General features: G+C 61.0%; 23 protein-coding genes. 22 read left to right on the top strand and 1 reads right to left on the bottom strand.

Going from position 1 to position 22,700, the window contains the following annotated elements; translation table 11 throughout:
* Nucleotides 1–68: 68 nt before the first annotated feature.
* From U0004_RS22760 to U0004_RS22690, 15 genes are all read left to right on the top strand, one after another.
* Entirely contained in the window at nucleotides 69–191 is a 123-nt protein-coding gene (locus U0004_RS22760) for a lipoprotein (protein WP_010400408.1), read from the top strand.
* A 51-nt stretch (nucleotides 192–242) separates the two neighbouring features.
* The gene (leuD, locus tag U0004_RS22755) at nucleotides 243–890 is read left to right on the top strand and encodes a 3-isopropylmalate dehydratase small subunit (RefSeq protein WP_070260650.1); all 648 of its coding nucleotides are present in this window, start codon (nucleotides 243–245) and stop codon (nucleotides 888–890) included.
* 11 nt (nucleotides 891–901) lie between these two features.
* Complete coding sequence (leuB, locus tag U0004_RS22750; RefSeq protein ID WP_115057561.1) at nucleotides 902–1,972, top strand: 3-isopropylmalate dehydrogenase; 1,071 nt, start codon at nucleotides 902–904, stop codon at nucleotides 1,970–1,972.
* Nucleotides 1,973–2,017: 45 nt separating this feature from the next.
* Nucleotides 2,018–3,145: an aspartate-semialdehyde dehydrogenase gene (gene asd, locus U0004_RS22745; RefSeq protein ID WP_071653756.1), complete on the top strand. Its 1,128-nt coding sequence runs from the start codon at nucleotides 2,018–2,020 to the stop codon at nucleotides 3,143–3,145.
* 255 nt (nucleotides 3,146–3,400) lie between these two features.
* Nucleotides 3,401–5,875, top strand: coding sequence for a FimV/HubP family polar landmark protein (locus U0004_RS22740; protein WP_231958621.1), 2,475 nt, complete (start codon nucleotides 3,401–3,403; stop codon nucleotides 5,873–5,875).
* A gap of 259 nt (nucleotides 5,876–6,134) precedes the next feature.
* Nucleotides 6,135–6,965 (top strand): tRNA pseudouridine(38-40) synthase TruA, encoded by an 831-nt coding sequence (gene truA, locus U0004_RS22735; RefSeq protein ID WP_174718108.1) that lies wholly within the window; start codon nucleotides 6,135–6,137, stop codon nucleotides 6,963–6,965.
* Between the two features lie 28 nt (nucleotides 6,966–6,993).
* Nucleotides 6,994–7,677 (top strand): phosphoribosylanthranilate isomerase, encoded by a 684-nt coding sequence (locus U0004_RS22730; protein WP_070260515.1) that lies wholly within the window; start codon nucleotides 6,994–6,996, stop codon nucleotides 7,675–7,677.
* Nucleotides 7,670–8,920: a tryptophan synthase subunit beta gene (gene trpB, locus U0004_RS22725; protein ID WP_115057559.1), complete on the top strand. Its 1,251-nt coding sequence runs from the start codon at nucleotides 7,670–7,672 to the stop codon at nucleotides 8,918–8,920. The genes U0004_RS22730 and trpB overlap by 8 nt, the downstream gene beginning before the upstream one ends.
* A 133-nt stretch (nucleotides 8,921–9,053) precedes the next feature.
* Complete coding sequence (gene trpA, locus U0004_RS22720; RefSeq protein WP_070260517.1) at nucleotides 9,054–9,851, top strand: tryptophan synthase subunit alpha; 798 nt, start codon at nucleotides 9,054–9,056, stop codon at nucleotides 9,849–9,851.
* A 197-nt stretch (nucleotides 9,852–10,048) separates the two neighbouring features.
* Nucleotides 10,049–10,921 carry an acetyl-CoA carboxylase, carboxyltransferase subunit beta gene (accD, locus tag U0004_RS22715; RefSeq protein ID WP_010400390.1) on the top strand — a complete coding sequence of 291 codons (873 nt, stop codon included), beginning with the start codon at nucleotides 10,049–10,051 and terminating at the stop codon, nucleotides 10,919–10,921.
* 115 nt (nucleotides 10,922–11,036) lie between these two features.
* The gene (gene folC, locus U0004_RS22710; protein ID WP_070260519.1) at nucleotides 11,037–12,335 is read left to right on the top strand and encodes a bifunctional tetrahydrofolate synthase/dihydrofolate synthase; all 1,299 of its coding nucleotides are present in this window, start codon (nucleotides 11,037–11,039) and stop codon (nucleotides 12,333–12,335) included.
* Nucleotides 12,336–12,359: 24 nt separating this feature from the next.
* Nucleotides 12,360–13,331, top strand: a complete 972-nt coding sequence (locus U0004_RS22705; protein WP_070260521.1) for an SPOR domain-containing protein — start codon at nucleotides 12,360–12,362, stop codon at nucleotides 13,329–13,331.
* 20 nt (nucleotides 13,332–13,351) lie between these two features.
* A complete protein-coding gene (locus U0004_RS22700) occupies nucleotides 13,352–13,840 on the top strand; it encodes a CvpA family protein (RefSeq protein ID WP_034783449.1) in 489 nt (162 codons plus the stop codon).
* Between the two features lie 38 nt (nucleotides 13,841–13,878).
* Nucleotides 13,879–15,402, top strand: coding sequence for an amidophosphoribosyltransferase (purF, locus tag U0004_RS22695; protein ID WP_034783451.1), 1,524 nt, complete (start codon nucleotides 13,879–13,881; stop codon nucleotides 15,400–15,402).
* 43 nt (nucleotides 15,403–15,445) lie between these two features.
* Nucleotides 15,446–16,687, top strand: coding sequence for a cystathionine gamma-synthase family protein (locus U0004_RS22690; RefSeq protein ID WP_070260523.1), 1,242 nt, complete (start codon nucleotides 15,446–15,448; stop codon nucleotides 16,685–16,687).
* 204 nt (nucleotides 16,688–16,891) lie between these two features.
* Here U0004_RS22690 and lexA read toward each other — a convergent pair whose 3' ends face one another.
* Nucleotides 16,892–17,527 (bottom strand): transcriptional repressor LexA, encoded by a 636-nt coding sequence (gene lexA / locus U0004_RS22685; protein WP_034783454.1) that lies wholly within the window; start codon nucleotides 17,525–17,527, stop codon nucleotides 16,892–16,894.
* A gap of 275 nt (nucleotides 17,528–17,802) precedes the next feature.
* Here lexA and rpsF point away from each other — a divergent pair, with 275 nt between their 5' ends.
* The 7 genes from rpsF (at nucleotide 17,803) to U0004_RS22650 (ending at nucleotide 22,606) form a co-directional block, all read left to right on the top strand.
* Nucleotides 17,803–18,192 (top strand): 30S ribosomal protein S6, encoded by a 390-nt coding sequence (gene rpsF, locus U0004_RS22680; RefSeq protein WP_034750499.1) that lies wholly within the window; start codon nucleotides 17,803–17,805, stop codon nucleotides 18,190–18,192.
* Between the two features lie 20 nt (nucleotides 18,193–18,212).
* Complete coding sequence (gene priB / locus U0004_RS22675) at nucleotides 18,213–18,512, top strand: primosomal replication protein N (RefSeq protein ID WP_034783455.1); 300 nt, start codon at nucleotides 18,213–18,215, stop codon at nucleotides 18,510–18,512.
* A 25-nt stretch (nucleotides 18,513–18,537) separates the two neighbouring features.
* A complete protein-coding gene (rpsR, locus tag U0004_RS22670) occupies nucleotides 18,538–18,828 on the top strand; it encodes a 30S ribosomal protein S18 (protein WP_010400024.1) in 291 nt (96 codons plus the stop codon).
* Between the two features lie 27 nt (nucleotides 18,829–18,855).
* Nucleotides 18,856–19,311: a 50S ribosomal protein L9 gene (rplI, locus tag U0004_RS22665; RefSeq protein WP_034783456.1), complete on the top strand. Its 456-nt coding sequence runs from the start codon at nucleotides 18,856–18,858 to the stop codon at nucleotides 19,309–19,311.
* Between the two features lie 135 nt (nucleotides 19,312–19,446).
* Entirely contained in the window at nucleotides 19,447–20,832 is a 1,386-nt protein-coding gene (locus U0004_RS22660; RefSeq protein WP_034750488.1) for a replicative DNA helicase, read from the top strand.
* 94 nt (nucleotides 20,833–20,926) lie between these two features.
* Nucleotides 20,927–21,553 (top strand): DUF47 domain-containing protein, encoded by a 627-nt coding sequence (locus U0004_RS22655; protein WP_010400015.1) that lies wholly within the window; start codon nucleotides 20,927–20,929, stop codon nucleotides 21,551–21,553.
* Between the two features lie 42 nt (nucleotides 21,554–21,595).
* Entirely contained in the window at nucleotides 21,596–22,606 is a 1,011-nt protein-coding gene (locus tag U0004_RS22650) for an inorganic phosphate transporter (protein WP_034783457.1), read from the top strand.
* Nucleotides 22,607–22,700 lie beyond the last annotated feature (94 nt).

The raw sequence follows: 22,700 nt of genomic DNA, 5'->3' as shown, positions 1-22,700 counted from the left end.
CGGCAGGGACCGGCGTCGCTGGTTTACACTAGCGTTCCCGGTCCCTTACTTACTATCAAGAAATCATCATGAAAAAACTCTTCGCCCTCCTCATCGCCACCGTCATCCTGTCTGGCTGCAACACCGTCTCCGGCATCGGCCGCGATGTGCAGAAAGTCGGCCAGGTCGTCACTGGCGCCGGCGGAAAATAAACCGCGACGTGCCGGCGCCCCGCGCCGCGCGTCCTACCGAGTAGAAACAGCATGGATAAATTTACGATTTACGAAGGCCTGGTCGCCCCGCTGGACCGCGCCAACGTCGACACCGACGCGATTATCCCGAAGCAATTCCTGAAATCGATCCACCGCAGCGGCTTCGGCCCCAACCTGTTCGATGAATGGCGCTACCTCGACCATGGCGAGCCTGGGCAGGACAACAGCCGCCGTCCGCTGAATCCGGAGTTCGTGCTCAATGAGCCACGCTACCAGGGCGCTTCGATCTTGCTTACGCGCAAGAACTTCGGTTGCGGCTCCTCGCGCGAACACGCGCCGTGGGCGCTGGATCAATATGGCTTCCGCGCCATCATCGCGCCCTCGTTTGCCGACATTTTCTTCAATAACTGCTACAAGAACGGCTTGCTGCCCATCGTGCTGTCGGAAAGCCAGGTCGAGCACCTGTTCAATGAAGTCAAGGCTTTCCCCGGCTTCAAGCTGGTGGTGGACCTGGAGCAGCAATGCGTGCGCACCAGCAATGGTTCCGTCTCGTATCCGTTCGAGATCGACGCCTTCCGCAAATATTGCCTGATGAATGGCCTCGACGATATCGGCCTGACCCTGCGCCACGCCGACGATATCCGCGTCTTCGAAGAACGCCATCTTTCTGCTCAGCCCTGGCTGGCCAACGTCATTTAAACGATTAGAATATGAAAATTGCAATCCTGCCCGGCGACGGCATCGGTCCTGAAATCATCGCGCAAGCCGTCAAGGTCTTGAATGTGCTGGGCGAATCGTTCGAGCTGGAAACGGCGCCCGTGGGCGGCGCCGGCTATGCGGCCCATGGCCATCCCTTGCCGGAAGGCACCCTGGCCCTGGCGAAAGCGGCCGATGCCGTGCTGTTCGGCGCTGTCGGCGACTACCAGTACGACAATCTGGAGCGCCAGTTCCGTCCCGAGCAGGCGATCCTGGGCTTGCGCAAGAACCTGGGTCTGTTCGCCAACCTGCGTCCGGCCATTCTGTATCCGGAGCTGGCGGGCGCCTCGACCCTGAAGCCGGAAGTGGTGTCCGGCCTGGACATTTTGATCATCCGTGAACTGACGGGCGACATCTATTTCGGCCAGCCCCGCGGCGTGCGCGAGTGCCCGGATGGTCCGTTCAAGGGCCAGCGCGAAGGTTTTGACACCATGCGCTATGCGGAAGGGGAAATCCGCCGCATCGCCCACGTGGCTTTCCAGGCCGCGCAAAAGCGCGACAAGCGCCTCACCAGCGTGGACAAGGCGAACGTGCTGGAAACCTTCCAGTTCTGGAAAGATATCGTCACCGATGTGCACAAGGAATACCCGGATGTGGCGCTCGATCACATGTATGTCGACAACGCGGCCATGCAGTTGGTGCGGGCGCCGAAGAAATTCGACGTCATGGTGACTGGCAACATGTTCGGCGACATTCTGTCGGATGCGGCCGCCATGCTGACGGGCTCGATCGGCATGCTGCCGTCGGCCTCGCTCGACGCCAACAACAAGGGCCTGTATGAGCCGTCGCACGGCTCGGCGCCCGATATCGCGGGCAAGGGCATCGCCAATCCGCTGGCGACGATCTTGTCGGCCGCCATGATGCTGCGCTATTCGCTGAACCGCGAAGAGCAGGCAAGCCGCATCGAGGCTGCTGTCAAGCAAGTGCTGGCGCAGGGCCTGCGCACGGCCGACATCCATGAAGCGGGCACGACTTTGGTCGGTACCGAGGCGATGGGTGATGCAGTTGTAAAAGCGCTGGGATAAAATAGTCTAATGACGGCAGTCGCCGTCTCATCTTGAGGAATGGTAATGAAATTAGTTGGCTTGGTAGGTTGGCGCGGTATGGTCGGTTCGGTCCTGATGCAGCGCATGCAGGAAGAGGGCGATTTCGCCCATATCGAACCGGTGTTTTTCACCACTTCGAATACGGGCGGCGCGGCGCCGGCCATGGCGAAGAATGAAACCATCCTCAAGGATGCCAACAACATCGCCGAACTGTCCAAGTGCGACATCATCATTTCCTGCCAGGGCGGCGACTACACGAGCGCTGTCTTCCCGCAGCTGCGCGCAGCGGGCTGGAATGGCTACTGGATCGATGCGGCATCGACCCTGCGCATGGAAAAAGACGCCGTCATCGTGCTCGACCCCGTCAACCTGCACGTCATCAAGGATGCGCTGGGCAAGGGCGTCAAGAATTACATCGGCGGCAACTGCACGGTATCGTGCATGATGATGGGCTTGGGCGGCCTGTTCCAGCACGATTTGATCGACTGGATGACGTCGATGACCTACCAGGCGGCATCGGGCGGCGGCGCGCAGCACATGCGCGAACTGCTGACGCAATTTGGCACCATCAACGGTTCCGTCAAGGCGCTGCTGGACAACCCGGCTTCCGCCATCCTGGAAATCGACCGCCAGGTGCTGGCCACCCAACACGGATATTCCCCGGACGAAATCAAGCAATTCGGCGCGCCGCTGGCCGGCAACCTGATCCCGTGGATCGACAAGGACCTGGGCAACGGCCAGTCGAAGGAAGAGTGGAAAGCGGGCGCGGAAACGAACAAGATCCTGGGCCGCGGCATCGACTTTGGCACCAAGGAAATCCCGGTGGACGGCCTGTGCGTGCGCATCGGCGCCATGCGCTGCCATTCGCAAGCCTTGACCATCAAGCTGAAAAAAGACGTGCCGCTCGATGAAATCAACGACATCATCGCCAGCAACAATCAATGGGTGAAATTCGTGCCGAACACGCGCGAAGCGTCCGTGCGCGACCTGTCGCCGGCGGCCGTCACGGGCAGCCTGACGATTCCTGTCGGCCGCGTGCGCAAGATGAGCATGGGCGGCGAATACCTGTCCGCGTTCACCGTGGGCGACCAGTTGCTGTGGGGCGCGGCCGAGCCGCTGCGCCGCATGCTGCGCATCCTGCTGGACGCGTAAGGGCAATAAATCAGTAATAAATTGCTGATCCAGATCAAGCCGGGGCTGTTTTCCCGGCTTTTTTTTCGTCCTGAGCCCCTCAAGGCTCAACGATGCGGAGCTTGCATAGCTCTGGGCATGATGATATGTTGATACCTCTGGAAAAGTAACAGTTTTCCCATGTCAACTAAGATGCCGCCAACTATGCCTGTACACACTCGTCCCCGGGTCGCCTCCCTTGCCATTAAAACACTCAGCAGTGCTGTCGCCTGTGCGGTGTTATTGTCACCGGCGGCATCCGCAGCCGAGCTGGGCAAGATCACGGTGCTGTCCGCCGCCGGTCAGCCGCTGCGCGCCGAGGTCGAATTATCGGCCGTCAAGCCAGGCGAGGCCGCGAACCTGCTGGCCAAGCTGGCGCCGCCGGACGCCTACCGCCAGGCCAACGTGGAATTCAATCCCGCCCTGAACGCGCTGACGTTTGCCGTGGAAAACCGCAATGGCAAGCCCTTCATCCGCATCAGCTCGGCGCAACCGGTGGCCGAACCCATGGTGGATCTTTTGCTGGAGCTGAGCAGCAAGAGCGGTCGCCAGGTGCGCGAATATGCGTTTGTGCTCGACACGCCCGAGGCGCGCCAGACGCGCGGCGCGCAAGTGACGGCGCCAGTCGAGCCAGGCAAGGCCAAACCGGCTGCCGCCGCAGCCGATGCTGCGCCACCGGCCGCGAAAAAGGCGGCAGGCGAATACAAGGTCAAGGCGGGCGATACCCTGAGCCGCATCGCCAGCGAGCTGAAGCCTTCGGGCGTTTCGCTCGACATGATGCTCGTCGCCCTGTACCGCGCCAATCCCGATGCCTTCAAGGGCGAGAACATGAACCGCATGCAGGCCGGACGCATCCTGGCCGTGCCGGGCGCGGACACCGTGCGCGCCACGGGCGCGGCTGAAGCGAAGGGCATTGTGACGGCGCACGCCATCGATTTCGAAGCCTACCGCAACAAGCTGGCGGGCCAGGTGTCGCAAAGCAAGCCGGCCAAGGCGGCGCAAGCGACGCAAAGCACGGCTGGCAAGATCGGCGCGACGAAGGTGCAGGAAAAGCCGACGGCCGTGAGCGAGTCGCAAGACAAGCTGAAACTGTCGAAGGCGGAGCCAGCGGCCAAGTCGGCCGGCAAGAGCGCCGTCGCCAGCGAGGAAGACAAGATCGCCAAGGCGAAGCAGGTCGATGAAGCTGCTGCGCGCGTCAAAGAGCTGGAAAAGAACGTCAGCGACCTGGAAAAGTTGATGGCGGTCAAGAGCAAGGCCATGGCGGACAAGAGCGCCCCGGCGCCCGCCAAGCCGGCCGAGACCGCTGCCAGCGCACCGGCCAGCGTTCCTGCCCCGGCCGCCGAAGCGCAGCCGCCCGTGCCGAAGGCGAAACCGGTGCCGCTGGTGAGAAAGCCGTCGCCGCTGGAACCGACCTTCGCCGACAAGATCAATGACCATATGGGTGCCATCGGCATCGGCCTGGCCGCGCTGCTGGCCGCCGTGGCCGCGCTGGTGATCGCGCGCCGCCGCAAGGAGATGCCGCCGCCCACCGACAATGTTGCCCCCGTGTTCGAGCCGGAAGCGCCGGTGACGCCGCCGGCCGGCCTGGCGCCGGAAGACCAGCAGTCCGAAGCGAGCAACCACCTGTTCGGCACGGGTGCCGCCGCAGCTGGCGTGGCCGCCGTAGCGGGCGCCAGCATGCTCGATGCGAATGAAACGGACCCGGTAGCCGAAGCGGACGTGTATATCGCCTACGGCCGCGATGGCCAGGCGGAAGATATCCTCAAGGAAGCCTTGCGTATCCACCCCGAGCGCCATGCAGCCCGCCTGAAGTTGCTTGAGATTTATTCGGCCCGCAACGACGTGCGCGCATTTGAAGACCAGGCCAGCGAGCTGTACAGCTTGACGCGTGGCCAGGGCGAGGAGTGGCCGCAGGCGGCCGCGCTGGGCCTGGTGCTCGATCCTTCCAATCCCCTGTATGGCGATACGGAAGACGACGCCGTTGTCAGCCTGAGCAAGGCTGCCGGCGACGACTTGCATGGCCAGAGCATGGACTTGTCCGACGATCTGTCTGCTCCTGAGTCAGCGCCGGCGGCTGACCTGGCGCCCGCCGAGCACGTGACGGCCCGCGATACGCGCGCGCCCCTCGACTTCGACCTCGACAGCCTCGATTTCGAGCCCGTTTCCACCAGCGACCCGATCGTCATGCCGGGACCGGACAGCAAGCCGGTCTCCGCCGCGCAGGATGCGCAGTATGACGCCAGCATGGATTTCGGCCTGGACCTCGAGCCGCCAGCCGGTCCCGTGAATGGCGTAGGCGCCGGCCTGACGCCGTTGCCTGATCCGTTGAAGGATGTCGACCTGGCCCATTTCGACCTCGACGAACCGGTGGCGCCAGCTGCCGCGCCGGTCGCGGCGGCCGAGCCTTCCCTCGACAGCCTGTTCGACGACGCGCAAACGCCCGCTACCTTGCCGGAAGCCATACCGCCGGCACAGGAATTCGACCTGTCCGGCATCGACCTGGACCTCAACGATGGCAAGACGGCCAGCGCTGGCGTGGACGACCCGCTGTCGGCCATCCACATGGAAATGGATACCAAGCTGGACCTGGCGATCGCTTACCAGGAAATCGGCGACAAGGAAGGCGCGCGCGAGCTGATCGATGAGGTCATCAAGGGCGGCAGCGAAGAGCAGGTGAAGAAAGCGAATACCATGAGAGCTTTGCTCAGTTAAGCACCTGATACGACGTCCATGGCTGCGTTGCACGGTCATGGCGTTCACCTTGTACTATTCGTACTGTCTTCGACCGTGCGCCTGGCCCTGAACGCCGTCTCACGCGCTTGCAAGCACCAGATACGACGTCCATGGCGGCGTTGCACGGTCTCGCCGTACTGGTCGTACTGTCTTCGACCGCGCGCCTTGCCCTGAACGCCGTCTCAGGCGCTTGTGTGGCCGGAAGGCGGGGGCGCCTTTGCGCCGGTATAATGCTTCGATGCAAAATATTACGACAGCAACGCCATTGAAGCGTATCGTCCTCGGCCTGCAGTACGACGGCACGGCCTGGCATGGATACCAGAAACAGGAAGACGGGCAAACGGTGCAGGACCAGCTGGAAAACGCGCTGGAACAGTTTGCCCGCGTGCGCCTGGCCACCACGTGCGCCGGCCGCACGGATACGGGCGTGCATGCGCTCGAGCAAGTCGTGCATTTCGATACGGAATTGAACCGCGACGTGCATTCGTGGGTGCGCGGCGTCAACGCCTTCCTGCCGAAATCCATCGCCGTGCGCTGGGCCAAGGAACTCGAAGGCGATCCGACGGTCAATGACTTCTTCCACGCCCGTTTCAGCGCGCGCGCGCGCACCTATCATTATGTGTTGTACAACAACGCCACCCGTTCGCCGCTGGTGGAAGGGCGCGCCGGTTTCTTTTTCCGTCCGCTGGACGTGGAACTGATGCGGCAAGCCGTGCAGCCGCTGCTGGGCTGGCACGATTTCACGGCCTTCCGTGCCGCGCAATGCCAGGCCAAGTCGCCCGTCAAGCTGATGCACGATATCCGCATCGAGCGGCGCGGCGATTGCGTGATTTTCACCATTACGGCCAATGCCTTCCTGCACCACATGGTGCGCAACCTTGTCGGTTCGCTCGTCTACATCGGCACGGGGCGCGAAAAGCCGGACTGGCTGGGGCATTTGCTTGAAAGTAAAGACCGCCACGCGGCGGCGCCCACCTTCATGCCGGACGGCCTGTACCTGGCGCAGATCGATTACGATCCGAAATGGGCCTTGCCGCAGGACAGTAGTAGCGCATTGCCCTGGTTTTGATCTGCATCAAATCAAGTAAAGGATTGCCATGTCTCGCACACGCATCAAGATCTGCGGCCTGACCCGCGCCGAAGACATCCAGGCCGTCGTGGCCGCGGGCGCCGACGCCATCGGCTTCGTGTTTTATCCGAAAAGCCCCCGTTACGTCACGCCGCAGCAGGCCGCCAGCCTGATCGCCGCCATGCCGCCCTACGTGACGACGGTGGGCCTGTTCGTCAATGCCACGCTGGACGAGGTGCGGGCCACCAGGGCCGTGGCGCCCTTGTCCCTGCTGCAATTTCATGGCGACGAGACGCCCGAACACAGCGCCGCGCTGGCTGGCGCCGTGAATACGCCCTTTACGCAAGTGTTCCGCGTCAAACCCGACACCTCCTTTGAAGATTTGCTAGAATACGAACAGCGCTATCGCGCCGCCAGTCCCTTGTTCTCCAGCCTCTTGCTCGATACCTATGTGGATGCCTACGGCGGTGCAGGAAAGGTATTTGATTGGTCCCTCATTCCAAAAGAACTCGCGCCTCGGGTCGTTTTAAGTGGTGGCTTGAGCGTACAAAACGCGACTGACGCAGTGGTGCGCGTGCGCCCTTACGCCGTCGACATCAGCAGTGGTGTCGAAGCGTCCAAGGGCATCAAGGACGCATCCCGAGTCCGCGCGTTTATCGCCGCGGTGCAGGATGCCGATGCCATCATTGCCAGAGGAAACCACCATGAATGACCACACCACCGCGCCCGGCGCAGCCGCCGCATTGTTTCACGCCACCGATTACCCTTTTCCTGACGTACGCGGCCACTTCGGCCCCTATGGCGGCTCGTTTGTTGCCGAAACGCTGACCCACGCGCTGGCCGAGCTGAAGGACGCTTACGCGCGCTACAGCGTCGACCCGGAATTCCTCGAAGAATTCCGCTATGAGCTGAAACATTTCGTCGGCCGTCCGTCGCCCATCTACCACGCCAAGCGCTGGTCCGAGATGGCTGGCGGCGCGCAAATCTATTTCAAGCGCGAAGACTTGAACCACACGGGCGCGCACAAGATCAATAACGTGATCGGCCAGGCCCTGCTGGCCAAGCGCATGGGCAAGCCGCGCATCATCGCCGAGACGGGCGCCGGCCAGCATGGCGTGGCCACGGCCACCATCTGCGCCCGCTTCGGCCTCGAATGCGTGGTCTACATGGGCAGCGAAGACGTCAAGCGCCAGGCGCAGAACGTCTACCGCATGAAATTGCTGGGCGCGACCGTCGTGCCCGTCGAATCCGGCTCCAAGACCCTCAAGGATGCGCTGAACGAAGCCATGCGCGACTGGGTCACGAATATCGAAAATACCTTTTATATCATCGGCACCGTGGCCGGGCCCCATCCGTATCCGATGATGGTGCGCGACTTCCAGTCCGTGATTGGCGAGGAATGCCTGGTGCAGATGCCGGAAATGACGGGCCGCCAGCCCGACTACGTGCTGGCCTGCATCGGCGGCGGCTCGAATGCCATGGGCATCTTTTACCCGTACATCGACCAGAAGGACGTGAAACTGATCGGCGTGGAAGCGGCCGGCGAAGGACTGGATACGGGCAAGCACTCGGCCTCGCTGACGGCGGGCTTTCCGGGCGTGCTGCACGGCAACCGTACCTACCTGCTGCAGGACGAAAATGGCCAGATCATCGAGACGCACTCCGTCTCGGCCGGCCTCGACTATCCGGGCGTGGGCCCGGAACATGCGTGGCTGAAAGATTCGGGCCGCGCGCAATACGTGTCGATCACGGATGACGAGGCGCTGCAAGCGTTTCACGATTGCTGCCATATCGAAGGCATCATCCCGGCCCTGGAATCGTCGCACGCGCTGGCCTACGCGGCCAAGCTGGCGGCCACCTTGCCGAAAGACCAGATCGTACTGGCCAACCTGTCGGGCCGTGGCGACAAGGACATGCATACCGTGGCGGAGCGCATGGGACTCAATTTCAACTAACAGCGTGTCAACGGGGTCAGACCCGCCGGGGGAGTGCGCGCCAGTGGTGCGCATTCCGATCCCGCAGGGACTGACCCCAGCCTTTGCTTTGGGTTGAAATCATTCCATCTATCCATCATTAAGAAAGCTCATCATGTCCCGTATCGCCACCACTTTTGCCAACTTAAAATCCAACAACAAGACCGCCCTGGTCACTTTCATTACCGCCGGCGACCCCGGCCCTGACGCCACCGTGCCCCTGATGCACGCGCTCGTCGAGGGCGGCGCCGACGTGCTGGAGCTGGGCGTGCCGTTTTCCGACCCCATGGCCGAAGGCCCCGTCATCCAGCGTGCCTGCGAACGGGCCTTGAAATTCAATGTGGGCATCCACGATGTGTTCGGCTATGTGCGCCAGTTCCGCGCAACGAACCAGACGACGCCCGTCGTGCTGATGGGCTATGCCAACCCCATCGAGCGCATCGGCAGCGCCGCGTTTATTGATGCGGCGCAAGCGGCCGGCGCCGATGGCGCCATCGTCGTCGACTATCCGCCGGAAGAGTGCGAGGAATTCGCCGCCGCCATGCGCGAGGCTGGGCTCGACCTGATCTTCCTGCTGGCGCCCACCTCGACCGAAGAGCGCATTGCGCAAGTGGCCAAGGTTGGCGGCGGCTTCAGCTATTATGTGTCGCTGAAAGGCGTCACGGGCGCCGGCAACATTGATACGGAACAGGTGGCAGAGCGCCTCGCGGCCATCCGCCAGCATGTAAAATTACCTATCGGCGTGGGCTTCGGCATCCGCGATGGCGCCACGGCCAAGGCCGTCGCCAAGGTGGCCGATGCCGTCGTGATCGGCAGCCGCATCATCCAGGAGATTGAAAATGCCCCGGAAGGCGGCGCCGTCGACGCCGTGCGCAGCTTTACGGCAGGCATCCGCGCCGCACTGGACGCCTGAGCAAGCTTGCCGTTTACGCAAGATGCGTTGGCGGCAAAGTTCGACAGCCCGGCGATAAACGGCTACACTTCGGCCACTGATTTGCCTGTTATTGTGCAATAGATAAAATTTTTGGTGGCGCCCTGCGGGGCGTCGCCGTTTACCGTCTGCCGGGGGCGTCCACCGACGCTACCCCTACAAGGGCCCAAGGAGAAAATATGAGTTGGTTGGAAAAACTGCTGCCACCGCGCATCCAGCGTTCTGATGCCGCCGCGCGCAAGACCATGCCGGAAGGCCTGTGGGTCAAGTGCCCGTCGTGCGAAGCCGTGCTGTACCGTACGGACCTGGAATCGAATTTGCACGTGTGCCCGAAATGCGATCACCACATGCGCATCCGCGCGCGTGAACGCCTCGACAGCCTGCTCGATGCGGGCGGCCGCTATGAAATCGGCCAGGAAATCCTGCCTGTCGATACCTTGAAGTTCAAGGACAGCAAGAAATACCCGGACCGCCTGAAGTCCGCCATGGAAGCGACGGGCGAGACGGATGCGATGGTCGTCATGGGCGGCGCCATCATGAGCCTGCCGGTTGTCGTGGCGTGCTTCGAATTCGAATTCATGGGCGGCTCCATGGGTTCCGTCGTGGGCGAGCGCTTCGTGCGCGGCGCGCAGATCGCGCTGGAACAGAAAGTGCCGTTCATTTGCATCACCGCCACCGGTGGCGCGCGCATGCAGGAAGGCTTGCTGTCGCTGATGCAGATGGCGAAGACCACGGCCATGCTGACCAAGCTGTCGGAAAAGAAATTGCCATTCATCAGCGTGCTGACCGATCCGACCATGGGCGGCGTGTCCGCTTCGTTCGCCTTCATGGGCGACGTGGTCATCGCTGAACCGAAAGCGCTGATCGGCTTTGCCGGCCCGCGCGTGATTGAAAACACCGTGCGTGAAAAACTGCCGGAAGGCTTCCAGCGCGCCGAGTTCCTCGTCACCAAGGGCGCCGTCGACATGATCGTCGACCGCCGCAAGATGCGCGAAGAAATCGCCCGCCTGCTGGCCTTGTTGCAAAACCAGGCTGTCGAAGTACTTGCGTAATTTGATTTACCCCAAAACCTGAACTGCCGGGGTCGGACCCTCAGGGTCCGACCCCAGTCTTCGGTTTGGGTCTCATGTCTTTTCCGCCTCGCGCACTCTTTTCAAGAAGTCTCCCATGCAAAACCTCCCCACCACCTTGCCGGACTGGCTAGCCCTGCTGGAAACCCGCCATTCGGAAACCCAGATCAACATGGGCCTGGACCGCGTGCAAGCCGTCAAGGCGCGCATGCAGCTGGCGTTTACTTGCCCCGTGATCATGGTGGCAGGCACGAATGGCAAGGGGTCCACCTGCGCCATGCTGGAATCCGTGTTGTTGCGTGCCGGCTACAAAGTGGGGCTCTACATCAAGCCGCACTTTCTTGATTTTAACGAGCGCGCCCGCGTGCTGGGCGAGATGGCCAGCGACGAACAGCTCGTTGCCAGCTTCAACTTTGTTGAAGCCGTGCGCGGCGACACGCCGCTGACGTATTTCGAATTCACCACCCTGGCCATCCTGCACCTGCTGTCGCAGGCCAAGCTGGACGTGGCCATCCTGGAAGTGGGCCTGGGCGGGCGCCTCGACGCCGTCAACGTGATCGACGCCGACGTGGCTATCGTCACCAGCGTCGATATCGACCACACGGATTACCTGGGCGACACGCGCGAAGCGATCGGTTTTGAAAAGGCGGGCATCTTCCGTCCGGGCAAGGCGGCCATTTGCAGCGACCCCGTGCCGCCGCAGTCGCTGATCGACCATGCGGAAGCCATCGGCGCCGACCTGTGGCTGATGGGCCGCGATTTCAATTATTCGGGCGACAAGCAGCAGTGGAACTATGGCGGGCGCGAGCAGCGCCGCAATTCGCTCGCTTACCCGAGCTTGCGCGGCGCCAACCAGATCCTCAATGCGACGGCCGTGCTGGCCGCGCTGGAAGTGCTGAAGCTGAAACTGCCCGTGGGCGCGCAGGAGGTGCGCACGGGCCTCGTGACGGTGGAATTGCCGGGCCGCTTCCAGGTCTTGCCTGGCCGCCCCAGCGTGATCCTCGACGTGGCGCACAACCCCCATGCAGCCTCGGCGCTGAACCAGAACCTGGGCAATATGGGTTTCCACCCGTACACGTATGCCGTGTTCGGCTCCATGCTGGACAAGGATATCGATGGCGTATTGGCCGCGATGAGCGAGCACGTCGACCACTGGTGCCTGACGGGCCTGCCTTCGCCGCGCGCGGCCACGGCCTCCGAACTGGCCGCCAAGGTGCAGATCATGCTCGAAGACAAGCCCGACAGCAGCGAACATACTGTGTCTATTTTCGATGATCCGGCACAAGCTTTTGCAAATGCAATGAGCCGGGCCGGTGAGAATGATAGAATTGTGGTCTTTGGTTCTTTCCTCACCGTTGCCGGCGTGATGAAGGCCCGAAAATCCTCACTTCACTGAAACGCACTCGACTGAAAATCACGCATGGGCTTGTTCTCGAAACTGTTTAAAAACAAGCAAGAATCCTCTGGCGAAGACAGCGGCTTTTATGTCCCTGGCGAAGCACAGTCGCCGACCCGCAAGCGCGCAGCCAACACCTCCGGTGGTGGCGGATCGCGCCGTGGCGGCAAGGAAGCGCCGGATCCGGTCTTGCCTGAAAAGAAGCGCGCACGCCGCCGCCTGGTCGGGGCGATTGCCCTGGCCCTGGGCGTAGCTGTCGGCTTGCCGATGCTGCTCGATTCCGAGCCGAAGGCGCCCTTCAACGATATCGCCATCGACATTCCGTCGAAGGAAAAGGCCGCCGCACCTGCACCGGCGCCCGTGCCGGCCGTTCCGGCCCAGGCCGCAGCGAATGGCCTGGACCAGTCCGAGGAAATCGTCGATGCGCCGCTGCCGCCTGCAGCCAAGCCTACGCCCACACCGGCACCCGTGCTGGCCGCCGTGCAGCCTGCAACGGTCAAGCCGACCTATGTGGAACCGAAACCTGAGCCCAAGCCTGAGCCCAAGCCGGTCAAGGTGGAGCCGAAACCGGAAGCGAAGCACGAACCCAAGCCTGAGCCGAAACACGAGCCCAAGCCCGAGCCCAAGCATGAGGTAAAACCGGAAGCGAAGCCCGAGACTAAGCCTGCCAAGCCGGCGCAATCGGCCGACGATGCCGCGCGCGCGCTGGCTATCCTGGAAGGCAAGCCGCAAGAGAAAGTACAAGACAAGGCGCACGACGCCGGCAGCGGCAAGTTCGTGGTGCAGGTGGCGGCCTTGGCGACGCAGGACAAGGTCGACGAATTGCAGGACAAGCTGCGCGAAGCGGGCATCAAGTCGTATACGCAAAAAGTCTCCAGCCCGGCGGGCGAGCGCATCCGCGTGCGCGTGGGCCCGTTCGGCAGCCGCGAAGACGCCGAAAAGACCCGCGCCAAGCTGCAAAAGTTGGGCCTGGGCGGCAGCCTGGTACCGGCGTGATGTTGCAAGGCTGAGCGCACGTGACGATTTTCGATTACCTGGTGCTGTTCGTGCTGGTGACGTCCGTGCTGATCAGCATGATGCGTGGCCTGGTCAAGGAAATACTGTCATTGGTCAGCTGGATCGTGGCTTTCGTCATTGCCAACGCCTATGGCGCCACGCTGGCGAAATTCCTGCCGGAAGCCGTGCCGGGCGAAGCTGTCCGTTTGTTGCTGGCTTTCGTGGTGCTGTTCATCGGCGTACGCATTTTGATGGGATTGCTGTCCATGACGGTTGACGCGCTCGTCAAGGTGACGGGCCTGAGCCTGGCCGACCGCACCCTGGGCAGCCTGTTCGGCGTGGCGCGGGGCCTTGTGATCGTGCTGACCGCCGTCATCTTGTGTGGCATGACTTCCATACCGCAGCAGCCATTCTGGAAAAACGCGCAGCTCAGCCCGCTCGCGGAGCAGGGCGCGCGCGCCATCAAGCCTTATCTGCCTGCCGCTTACGCGCAGCATGTGAAATTTTGAATTTTTTTAAAATCAGTAGCACAGTTTAGGAGCACACCATGTGTGGCATCGTCGGCGTCGTTTCCCATCAACCTGTCAATCAATTGCTCTATGATGCATTGTTGCTCCTGCAACATCGCGGTCAGGACGCGGCAGGGATTGCGACCAATCACAGCAGTATGTTTTCCATGCACAAAGCCAATGGCCTCGTGCGTGACGTCTTCCGTACGCGCAACATGCGTTCGCTGCAAGGCACGACGGGTATCGGCCATTGCCGCTACCCGACGGCCGGTTCGTCGAGCGAAGAGGAAGCACAACCGTTCTATGTGAATGCGCCGTTCGGCATCACCCTGGCGCACAATGGCAACCTGACCAACTGGGAACAGTTGAAACTGGAAATGTTCAAGAATGACCGCCGCCACATCAATACCGATTCCGATTCGGAAGTGTTGCTCAACGTGCTGGCGCATGAAATCCAGGAAGCGACGACGGGCCTGAACCTGGACCCGGAAGCCATCTTCAAGGCCGTTACCGTGCTGAACCGCCGCGTCAAGGGTGGTTACGCCGCCGTCGCGCAAATCGCCGGCGTGGGCTTGCTGGCCTTCCGCGACCCGCACGGCATCCGCCCGCTGTGCCTGGGCATCAATGAAACGGAGCAAGGTCCGGAATACCTGATCGCTTCCGAATCCGTGGCCCTGGAAGGCATGGGCTTCCGCTTCGTGCGCGACATCGGTCCCGGCGAAGCCGTCTTCATCGATGCTGACAAGCAATTGCACAGCGCCCAATGCGCCGACAATGCCAGCCTGAACCCGTGCGTGTTCGAATTCGTCTACCTGGCCCGTCCCGACTCCGTCATCGACGGTGCCTCCGTGTACGCCACGCGCCTGAAAATGGGCGAGTACCTGGCCGAGAAGATCCGCGCCGAATTGCCAGGCGTGCATATCGACGTGGTCATGCCGATTCCCGATTCCTCGCGTCCGGCCGCCATCCAGCTGGCCATGGCGCTGAACATCGAGTACCGCGAAGGCTTCATCAAGAACCGCTATATCGGCCGTACCTTCATCATGCCGGGCCAGGCGGCGCGCAAGAAATCCGTGCGCCAGAAGCTCAACGCGATCCCGTCCGAATTCAAGGACAAGGTCGTGCTGCTGGTCGACGATTCCATCGTGCGCGGCACCACCAGCCGTGAAATCGTGCAGATGGCGCGCGAAGCGGGCGCGACGAAAGTCATCTTCGCCTCGGCTGCGCCGCCGGTGATCTACCCGAACGTGTACGGCATCGACATGCCGACGCGCGACGAACTGATCGCCTATGGCCGCACGACGGAAGAAGTGTGCCGCGAAATCACGGCCGACTACCTGGTGTACCAGGATATCGGCGCGCTCAAGCAGGCCATCGCCGACGTCAACCCGGCCCTGACCAACTTCGAAGCGTCGTGCTTCGATGGCGTGTACGTGACGGGCGACGTGTCGCAGGAATACCTGGACCGCCTGGAATATGCGCGCCACCATCCGAAGGCGGCAGCGCCCGAAGATACGCCGCGTTCCCAGCTGAACCTGAACCTGGCGACAACAGAAGCGTAATTATCTTGCCCGGCTAGCGCCGGGCTTTTTTTGCTCCGCGATCATGAACGATAAAAAAAACTACGGCTTTACCACCACCATCCTGCATAACGACCGCCGCAAGGGCATCGAGCACGGTTCCCTGCACAAGCCCGTGCATACTTCCGTTGCCTTCGGCTACGGCGATGCGCGCCAGCTCGCTTCCGTATTCCAGGGCAAGGAGCCCGGCTTCCGCTACGGCCGCCAGGGCAATCCGACCGTCTCCGCGCTGGAAGACAAGGTCAACAAGATGGAAGATGGCGTCGCCACGCTGTGCTTCGCCACCGGCATGGGCGCCATCGGCGCCGTGGTGCAGGCGCTCTTGCGCGCTGGCGACCATGTCGTGTCGTCGGCCTTTTTGTTTGGCAACACCAACAGCCTGTGGCAAACGGTGACGGGGCAGGGCGTCGCCGTGTCGTTCGTCGACGCCACGGACGTGGCCAATGTGGCCGCCGCCATCACGCCGGCCACGCGCATCGTCTTTGTGGAAACCATCGCCAATCCGCGCACGCAGATCGCCGACCTGGCGAAGATCGGCGCATTGTGCAAGGAACGCGGCATTTTGTACATCGTCGACAACACCATGACGACGCCCTACCTGTTCCGCCCGAAAGCCGTGGGCGCGGGCCTGGTGGTCAATGCGCTGACAAAATCCATCGGCGGCCACGGCAATGCCCTGGGCGGCAGCTTGACGGACACGGGCGTGTTCGACTGGACGCAGTATCCGAACATTTTCGACAATTACAAGAAGGCGGCGCCGGCGCAGTGGGGCATCGCGCAAATCCGCGCCAAGGCCTTGCGCGATTTCGGCGCCTCCCTGGGTCCGGAGGCGGCGCACCATATCGCCGTCGGCGCGGAAACCATGGCCTTGCGCATGGACCGCACCTGCTCGAACGCCCTGGCGCTGGCCACCATGCTGGCTGCCGACCCGCGGGTAGCTGCCGTGCATTACCCGGGCTTGGCCGCGCATCCGCAGCACGCGCTGGCAACGGATTTGTTCCGCAGCTATGGCTCGCTGTTCAGCTTTGAGCTGAAGGATGGCATCGATTGCTTCGATTTCCTCAATCGTCTCAATCTTGCCATTCCAGCGAGCAATCTCGGCGACACGCGCACCCTGGTCATTCCCGTCGCCCATACGATCTTTTACGAGATGGGCGCCGAGCGCCGCGCCAGCATGGGCATCGCCGAATCCCTGATCCGCGTCTCCGTCGGTATCGAGGATGAGGCGGACTTGCTCGAGGATTTCCGTCAGGCACTCGATGTATAAGTCGCCGGATAAATGAAAAGGGCCGCAACAGTCATGCTGTTGCGGCCCTTTGTTTTTCGCCGTTCAATGGTAATGTCTTCGTGCCTTCAGAAACCGTAGCGAGCAAGCCCAATATCGGGTTGAGTAGCGGAGCTGTACATTGGTACAGCGAGCAACGGATGCCCGAGAGTGGGCTGCGCAGTAGGTTTATGAGGGCGCGCTCAATCAATGCCAGCTGCGCATCAAGCCTACCGCCAAACCTTCCAGGGCGAATTCATCTTCCGGCGATACGGTGATGACCTTGAAGTCGGGGTTTTCCGGTAGCAATTCGATGACGGAACCCGTTTTCTTGTAGCGCTTGACGGTGACTTCGTCGCCGATGCGGGCGACGACGATCTGGCCATTCTTGGCGCTATCGACCTTCTTGACGGCCAGTAAATCGCCATCCATGATGCCGGCGTCGCGCATGGACCAGCCGCGCACCTTCAGCAGGAAGTCGGGCTTGGCCGAGAACAGGGCGGGGTCCACGTTGTAGCTCGCTTCCAGGTTTTCCTGTGCCAGGATGGGCGAGCCTGCCGCTACCCGGCCGATCAGGGGCAGCGACATCAGCAGCGCTGCCGGCACTTTCGATGGCAGGGCTTCAGCGGCCGCGCCGATCAGGCGGATGCCGCGCGAGGTGCCGGGAGAAATCTCGATCGCGCCCTTGCGGGCCAGGGCCTGCAAATGCTCTTCGGCCGCGTTGGCCGATTTGAAACCCAGTTCATTGGCGATTTCGGCACGGGTGGGAGGAAAGCCCGTGTTTTCAATCGCGTCCTTGATCAGGTTCAGGATTTGTTCTTGTCGTGCTGTCAGCTTGATCATGAGCGGTGGGTGCATACTAAAATGCTGTCTATATGAACAGTCTGTATTTTTGTACAGTATCGCCCACTATGCAAGGGGATTTCCGTGTTTTAGGCGAATTTCGCAAGAAATACTTGTCCATGGGCGGAAAGCACGGTGGCGCGCGGGCTTTTCGGGCGCTTGTGGAAGGAATGATTGAAACGTTTGCAAAAGGCGGTTATAATCTTCGGCTGACCTTCCCACACCCGTCTTGACGCCGGGGTGGGCGATTATCAATCCGACCTGAAGGAGTTTGCATGCGTCATTATGAAATAGTCTTTATCGTCCATCCGGACCAAAGCGAGCAAGTGCCCGCGATGATCGAACGCTACAAAGCCAGCGTAACCACCCGCGGCGGTTCGGTTCACCGCGTGGAAGATTGGGGCCGCCGTCAAATGGCTTACTCGATCCAAAAGCTGCCTAAAGCACACTACATCTGCCTGAACATCGAATGCGACAACGAGACCCTGGTCGAGTTGGAAACAGCATTCAAATTCAATGATGCCGTGTTGCGTCACCTGACCGTTAAAATGAAGAAAGCTGAAACAGCTCCTTCGCCGATGATGAAATCGGTACAACGCGAAGACGCGGCCAAAAGCCACCGCACCGAAGCACCAGCAGCCGCTCCAGCCGCAGCAGCAGCTTAATTCTTGACCAGGATCGTGCGCTGAACCAGCTACAAGTAACCGCCATCATTGCCGAGCGCGAAATATTGCGCTATACCCCGGCAGGGCTGCCGATTGTGAATGCAGTATTGCAACACAGTTCGCAGCAGATGGAAGCAGGGATTGCCCGTTTGACCGAGTTTGATGTTGCCGCGCTAGCCGCTGGCGAAATTTCAGGCAGGTTCAGTCAGGCAAGCTTGGGCGGGGTGTATCAGTTCACGGGTTTCCTGGCCAGGAAGAGCCGCAACAGCAAGAGTTTGGTGTTTCACATCATTGATTTTAGTGCAGTCAATTCTGACTAGCGCATTTTAGATACAGGAGCCTGACATGGCATTCGGTAAAAAGTTCGACAAAAATAAGCTCAAGCTTAAAGAAAAACGCAAACAGCAAAACCCGTTGTTCAAACGCAAGAAGTTCTGCCGCTTCACCGCAGCTCACGTTGAGCAAGTCGACTACAAAGACGTCGACACGCTGAAAGACTTCGTCCAAGAAAACGGCAAGATCATGCCAGCACGCCTGACCGGTACCAAAGCGCACTACCAGCGCCAAGTTGACACCGCAATCAAGCGCGCTCGCTTCCTCGCGCTGCTGCCATACACCGATCTGCACCACGCTTAATCGGTCAGATATTCCTGGAGAAGAACTATGCAAATCATTCTGTTAGAAAAAGTTGTTAACGTCGGTAACCTCGGCGAAGTCGTCAAAGTCAAAGACGGTTACGCACGTAACTTCCTGATCCCGCAACGCCTGGCACGTCGTGCTACGGCAACCGCTGTGGCTGAATTCGAAGTCAAGCGCGCCGAACTGGAAAAAGCTGCTGCCGCCAAACTGGCCGCATCGCAAGCCCAAGGCGAAAAACTGAGCGGCCTGACCGTTCAAGTTGCTCAAAAAGCTGGTGTTGATGGCCGTCTGTTCGGTTCCGTCACCAACTTCGACATCGCTGAAGCGCTGACCAAGCAAGGTTTTGCTGTCGAAAAAGCACAAATCCGCATGCCTACCGGCCCGCTGAAGATCGTTGGCGAGCACAACGTTTCGGTTGCTCTGCACACCGACGTGGTCGTGGAAGTTGTTATCGCTGTCGTACCAGACGCGAACGCGTAATCGTCTGCGGGCCTGGCCCGCAAGCGCTGCCGCACTATGAAAAGCCGGGTTCGCCCGGCTTTTTTGTGGCCTTTTTTTCGCTCAATTTCAGCCCTTTATTTTTGCCAGCACGCCGAAGCGGGTATAATTCGCGCCATGAACGCCCCCTCTGATCCGCAACTGGATTCCCTCCGTATTCCGCCGCATTCGATCGAAGCAGAACAATCCGTCATTGGTGGTCTGCTGCGCGACAATGCCGCGTATGACCGCATCGCCGACTTCATGCATGCGGAGGATTTCTATCGCTATGACCATCGCATCATCTTCGAGCAAATCGTCAAGATGGTTAACGCTTCCAAGCCAGCCGATGTCATTACTGTTTTTGAAACCCTGACCCAGCTCGGCAAGGCCGATGATGTGGGCGGACTCGCTTACCTGAACGCCATGGCGCAAAACACGCCATCGGCCGCGAACATCCGGCGCTACGCCGAGATCGTGCGCGACCGCGGCGTGCTGCGCAAGCTCATCACCGTCGCCGACGATATCTCCGGCACGGCCTTCAGCCCGCAAGGCAAGGAAGTCAAGCAGATGCTTGACGAGGCCGAATCGAAGATTTTCGCCATCGCCGAAGAGGGCGCGCGCGGCGCTCAGGGCTGGACCGCCATCCAGCCCCTGCTGACGCAAGTGGTCGAGCGCATCGACGAACTGTACAGCCGCGACAACCAGAGTGAAATCACGGGCGTGCCCACCGGTTTCATCGACCTCGACCGCATGACCTCCGGTCTGCAGCCGGGCGACCTGGTGATCGTGGCGGGCCGTCCGTCGATGGGCAAGACGGCGTTTTCCGTCAACATCGGCGAAAACGTGGCCATCGACAGCGGCTTGCCCGTGGCCGTGTTCTCGATGGAGATGGGCGGCGCCCAGCTGGCCATGCGTATGCTCGGCTCCGTCGGACAGCTCGACCAGCACCGCCTGCGCACGGGCCGCCTGAACGACGAGGACTGGCCGCGCCTGACGAATGCGATCCAGAAGATGAACGACGCGCAGTTGTACATCGATGAAACGCCGGCGCTCAACTCGATCGAATTGCGCGCCCGCTCGCGCCGCCTGTCGCGTCAATGCGGCAAGCTGGGCCTGATCATCGTCGATTACTTGCAGCTGATGTCGGCCAATACGCCGGGCGACAACCGCGCCACGGAGATTTCCGAGATTTCACGGGGCTTGAAAGGCCTGGCGAAAGAACTCGGTTGCCCCGTGATCGCGCTGTCCCAGCTGAACCGCTCGCTGGAGCAACGCCCGAACAAACGTCCTGTCATGTCCGACTTGCGCGAATCGGGCGCTATTGAGCAGGATGCCGACGTGATCCTGTTCATTTACCGCGACGAGGTGTATAACCCCGACTCGCCAGACAAGGGAACGGCCGAAATCATCATCGGTAAACAACGTAACGGTCCAATCGGCAGCATCCGCCTCACCTTCATGGGGCAGTACACCAAATTTGGCAATTACAGTGGTGGCCTGGCGCTTTACCAAGGCGACTAACACAGCAGCACTGATATTCCATTGGCCGCCCCTTCATCAAAAGGGGCGGCTTTCTGTAGTAAATAACACGACTCAATGCTTAACGGAGAATGACATGTTTGGACGCTTGATGCCCACTGAGGGCAAGTTTTTTGAATTGTTTAACCAGCACGCGGAACTGTGCGTCAAGGGCGCCAAAGAGATGCTCGGCCTGATGACCAATTTCGACGACCTGGAAAACCGCGTGCATGCGATCGAAAGCATCGAGAAACAGGCGGACAAAGTCACCTACGCCACCGTGGAAATGCTGCACAAGACCTTCATCACGCCGATCGACCGCGACGACATCCATCAGCTGATCACGCGCCAGGACGACATCCTCGACCTGCTGGAAGATGCGGCGCAAACCGTTTCGCTGTACGACCTGAAAGCCGTCACGCCGGAAGCCAAGCGCCTGGCCGAACTGGTGCTGGCCTGTACCGAAAAAGTGCGCGACGCCGTCGCCATGCTGCACAACATGGACAACTCGCGCAAGATCGTCGCCATCTGCGAAGAGATCGACCGCCTGGAATCGGATGCCGACCACGTGATGCGCGCCGCCATGTCCAAGCTGTTCCGCGATGAGCCGGACGTGCGCAACCTGATCAAGCTGAAAGCGATCTACGAAATTCTGGAAACCGTGACCGACCGTTGCGAAGATGTGTCCAATATTATCGAAGGCATCATCGTCGAAAACGCGTAAGCGTTGGGCCTGTCCTGAACCAGAATCAGAAAAGAAACTACAATGACCATACAAATCAGCATCTACGTGCTAGGCCTGTTGATCGTCCTCGCGCTGCTGTTTGACTTCATGAACGGCTTCCATGATGCCGCCAACGCGATCGCCACGGTGGTCTCGACGGGCGTATTGAAACCGCAGACCGCGGTTGCCATGGCCGCCACGTTCAACTTCGTCGCCATCTTCGTGTTCCACCAGCTGACCGTGGCCGCCACGGTGGGCAAGGGCACCATCGACCCGGCGGTGATCGACCAGTACGTGATCTTCGGCGCGCTGATGGGCGCCATCTTCTGGAATTTGTTTACCTGGTACTACGGCATTCCCTCGTCGTCCTCGCACGCGCTGATCGGCGGCCTGGTGGGCGCCGCTGTCGCCAAATCGGGCACGGGCGCGCTGGTCGCGGCCGGCCTGTGGAAAACCGTGGCTTTCATCGTCATCGCACCCGTGCTGGGCTTTGTGTTCGGTTCGATCATGATGCTGCTCGTGTCGTGGATATTCGTGCGTTCGACGCCGCGCAAGGTCGACAAGTGGTTCCGCCGTTTGCAGCTGGTATCGGCGGCTGCCTACAGCCTGGGCCACGGCGGCAACGATGCGCAAAAAACCATCGGCATCATCTGGATGCTGCTGATCGCCGCCGGCTACTCGAGCGCGGCCGATGCCATGCCGCCGATGTGGGTCATCATCTCGTGCTACACGGCCATCAGCTTCGGTACGCTGTTCGGCGGCTGGCGCATCGTCAAGACCATGGGCCAGAAGATCACCAAGCTCAAACCGGTGGGCGGCTTCTGCGCCGAAACCGGTGGCGCGATCACCCTGTTCGTCTCGACGGCGCTGGGCATTCCCGTGTCGACCACGCACACGATCACGGGCGCCATCGTCGGCGTCGGCTCGTCGCAAAAAATGTCGGCCGTGCGCTGGGGCGTGGCGGGCAATATCGTCTGGGCCTGGATCTTCACGATTCCTGCTTCCGCCTTCGTTGCCGCGGTTGCCTGGTGGATTGGCCACCACATCATGTAAGGCGCCCCTGCAAACCTACTGCGCAGCCCCCTATCGAATCTCCGTTGCTCACTGTACTAAAGTACAGCTCCGCTACTCAATCCGATATCGGGCT

This window comes from Janthinobacterium lividum (genome assembly GCF_034424625.1).
GTDB classification, from domain to species: domain Bacteria; phylum Pseudomonadota; class Gammaproteobacteria; order Burkholderiales; family Burkholderiaceae_D; genus Janthinobacterium; species Janthinobacterium lividum.
This window is presented reverse-complemented; position numbering and strand designations above follow the sequence as displayed.

Coding starts and splice junctions, on each gene's coding strand:
- U0004_RS22650 (WP_034783457.1), top strand. CDS start 21,596: ATGACCATACAAATCAGCATCTACGTGCTAGGCCTGTTGATCGTCCTC.
- U0004_RS22760 (WP_010400408.1), top strand. CDS start 69: ATGAAAAAACTCTTCGCCCTCCTCATCGCCACCGTCATCCTGTCTGGC.
- leuD (WP_070260650.1), top strand. CDS start 243: ATGGATAAATTTACGATTTACGAAGGCCTGGTCGCCCCGCTGGACCGC.
- accD (WP_010400390.1), top strand. CDS start 10,049: ATGAGTTGGTTGGAAAAACTGCTGCCACCGCGCATCCAGCGTTCTGAT.
- U0004_RS22660 (WP_034750488.1), top strand. CDS start 19,447: ATGAACGCCCCCTCTGATCCGCAACTGGATTCCCTCCGTATTCCGCCG.
- folC (WP_070260519.1), top strand. CDS start 11,037: ATGCAAAACCTCCCCACCACCTTGCCGGACTGGCTAGCCCTGCTGGAA.
- U0004_RS22730 (WP_070260515.1), top strand. CDS start 6,994: ATGTCTCGCACACGCATCAAGATCTGCGGCCTGACCCGCGCCGAAGAC.
- U0004_RS22690 (WP_070260523.1), top strand. CDS start 15,446: ATGAACGATAAAAAAAACTACGGCTTTACCACCACCATCCTGCATAAC.
- purF (WP_034783451.1), top strand. CDS start 13,879: ATGTGTGGCATCGTCGGCGTCGTTTCCCATCAACCTGTCAATCAATTG.
- trpB (WP_115057559.1), top strand. CDS start 7,670: ATGAATGACCACACCACCGCGCCCGGCGCAGCCGCCGCATTGTTTCAC.
- U0004_RS22705 (WP_070260521.1), top strand. CDS start 12,360: ATGGGCTTGTTCTCGAAACTGTTTAAAAACAAGCAAGAATCCTCTGGC.
- truA (WP_174718108.1), top strand. CDS start 6,135: ATGCAAAATATTACGACAGCAACGCCATTGAAGCGTATCGTCCTCGGC.
- rpsF (WP_034750499.1), top strand. CDS start 17,803: ATGCGTCATTATGAAATAGTCTTTATCGTCCATCCGGACCAAAGCGAG.
- rpsR (WP_010400024.1), top strand. CDS start 18,538: ATGGCATTCGGTAAAAAGTTCGACAAAAATAAGCTCAAGCTTAAAGAA.
- rplI (WP_034783456.1), top strand. CDS start 18,856: ATGCAAATCATTCTGTTAGAAAAAGTTGTTAACGTCGGTAACCTCGGC.
- asd (WP_071653756.1), top strand. CDS start 2,018: ATGAAATTAGTTGGCTTGGTAGGTTGGCGCGGTATGGTCGGTTCGGTC.
- leuB (WP_115057561.1), top strand. CDS start 902: ATGAAAATTGCAATCCTGCCCGGCGACGGCATCGGTCCTGAAATCATC.
- trpA (WP_070260517.1), top strand. CDS start 9,054: ATGTCCCGTATCGCCACCACTTTTGCCAACTTAAAATCCAACAACAAG.
- U0004_RS22655 (WP_010400015.1), top strand. CDS start 20,927: ATGTTTGGACGCTTGATGCCCACTGAGGGCAAGTTTTTTGAATTGTTT.
- lexA (WP_034783454.1), bottom strand. CDS start 17,527: ATGATCAAGCTGACAGCACGACAAGAACAAATCCTGAACCTGATCAAG.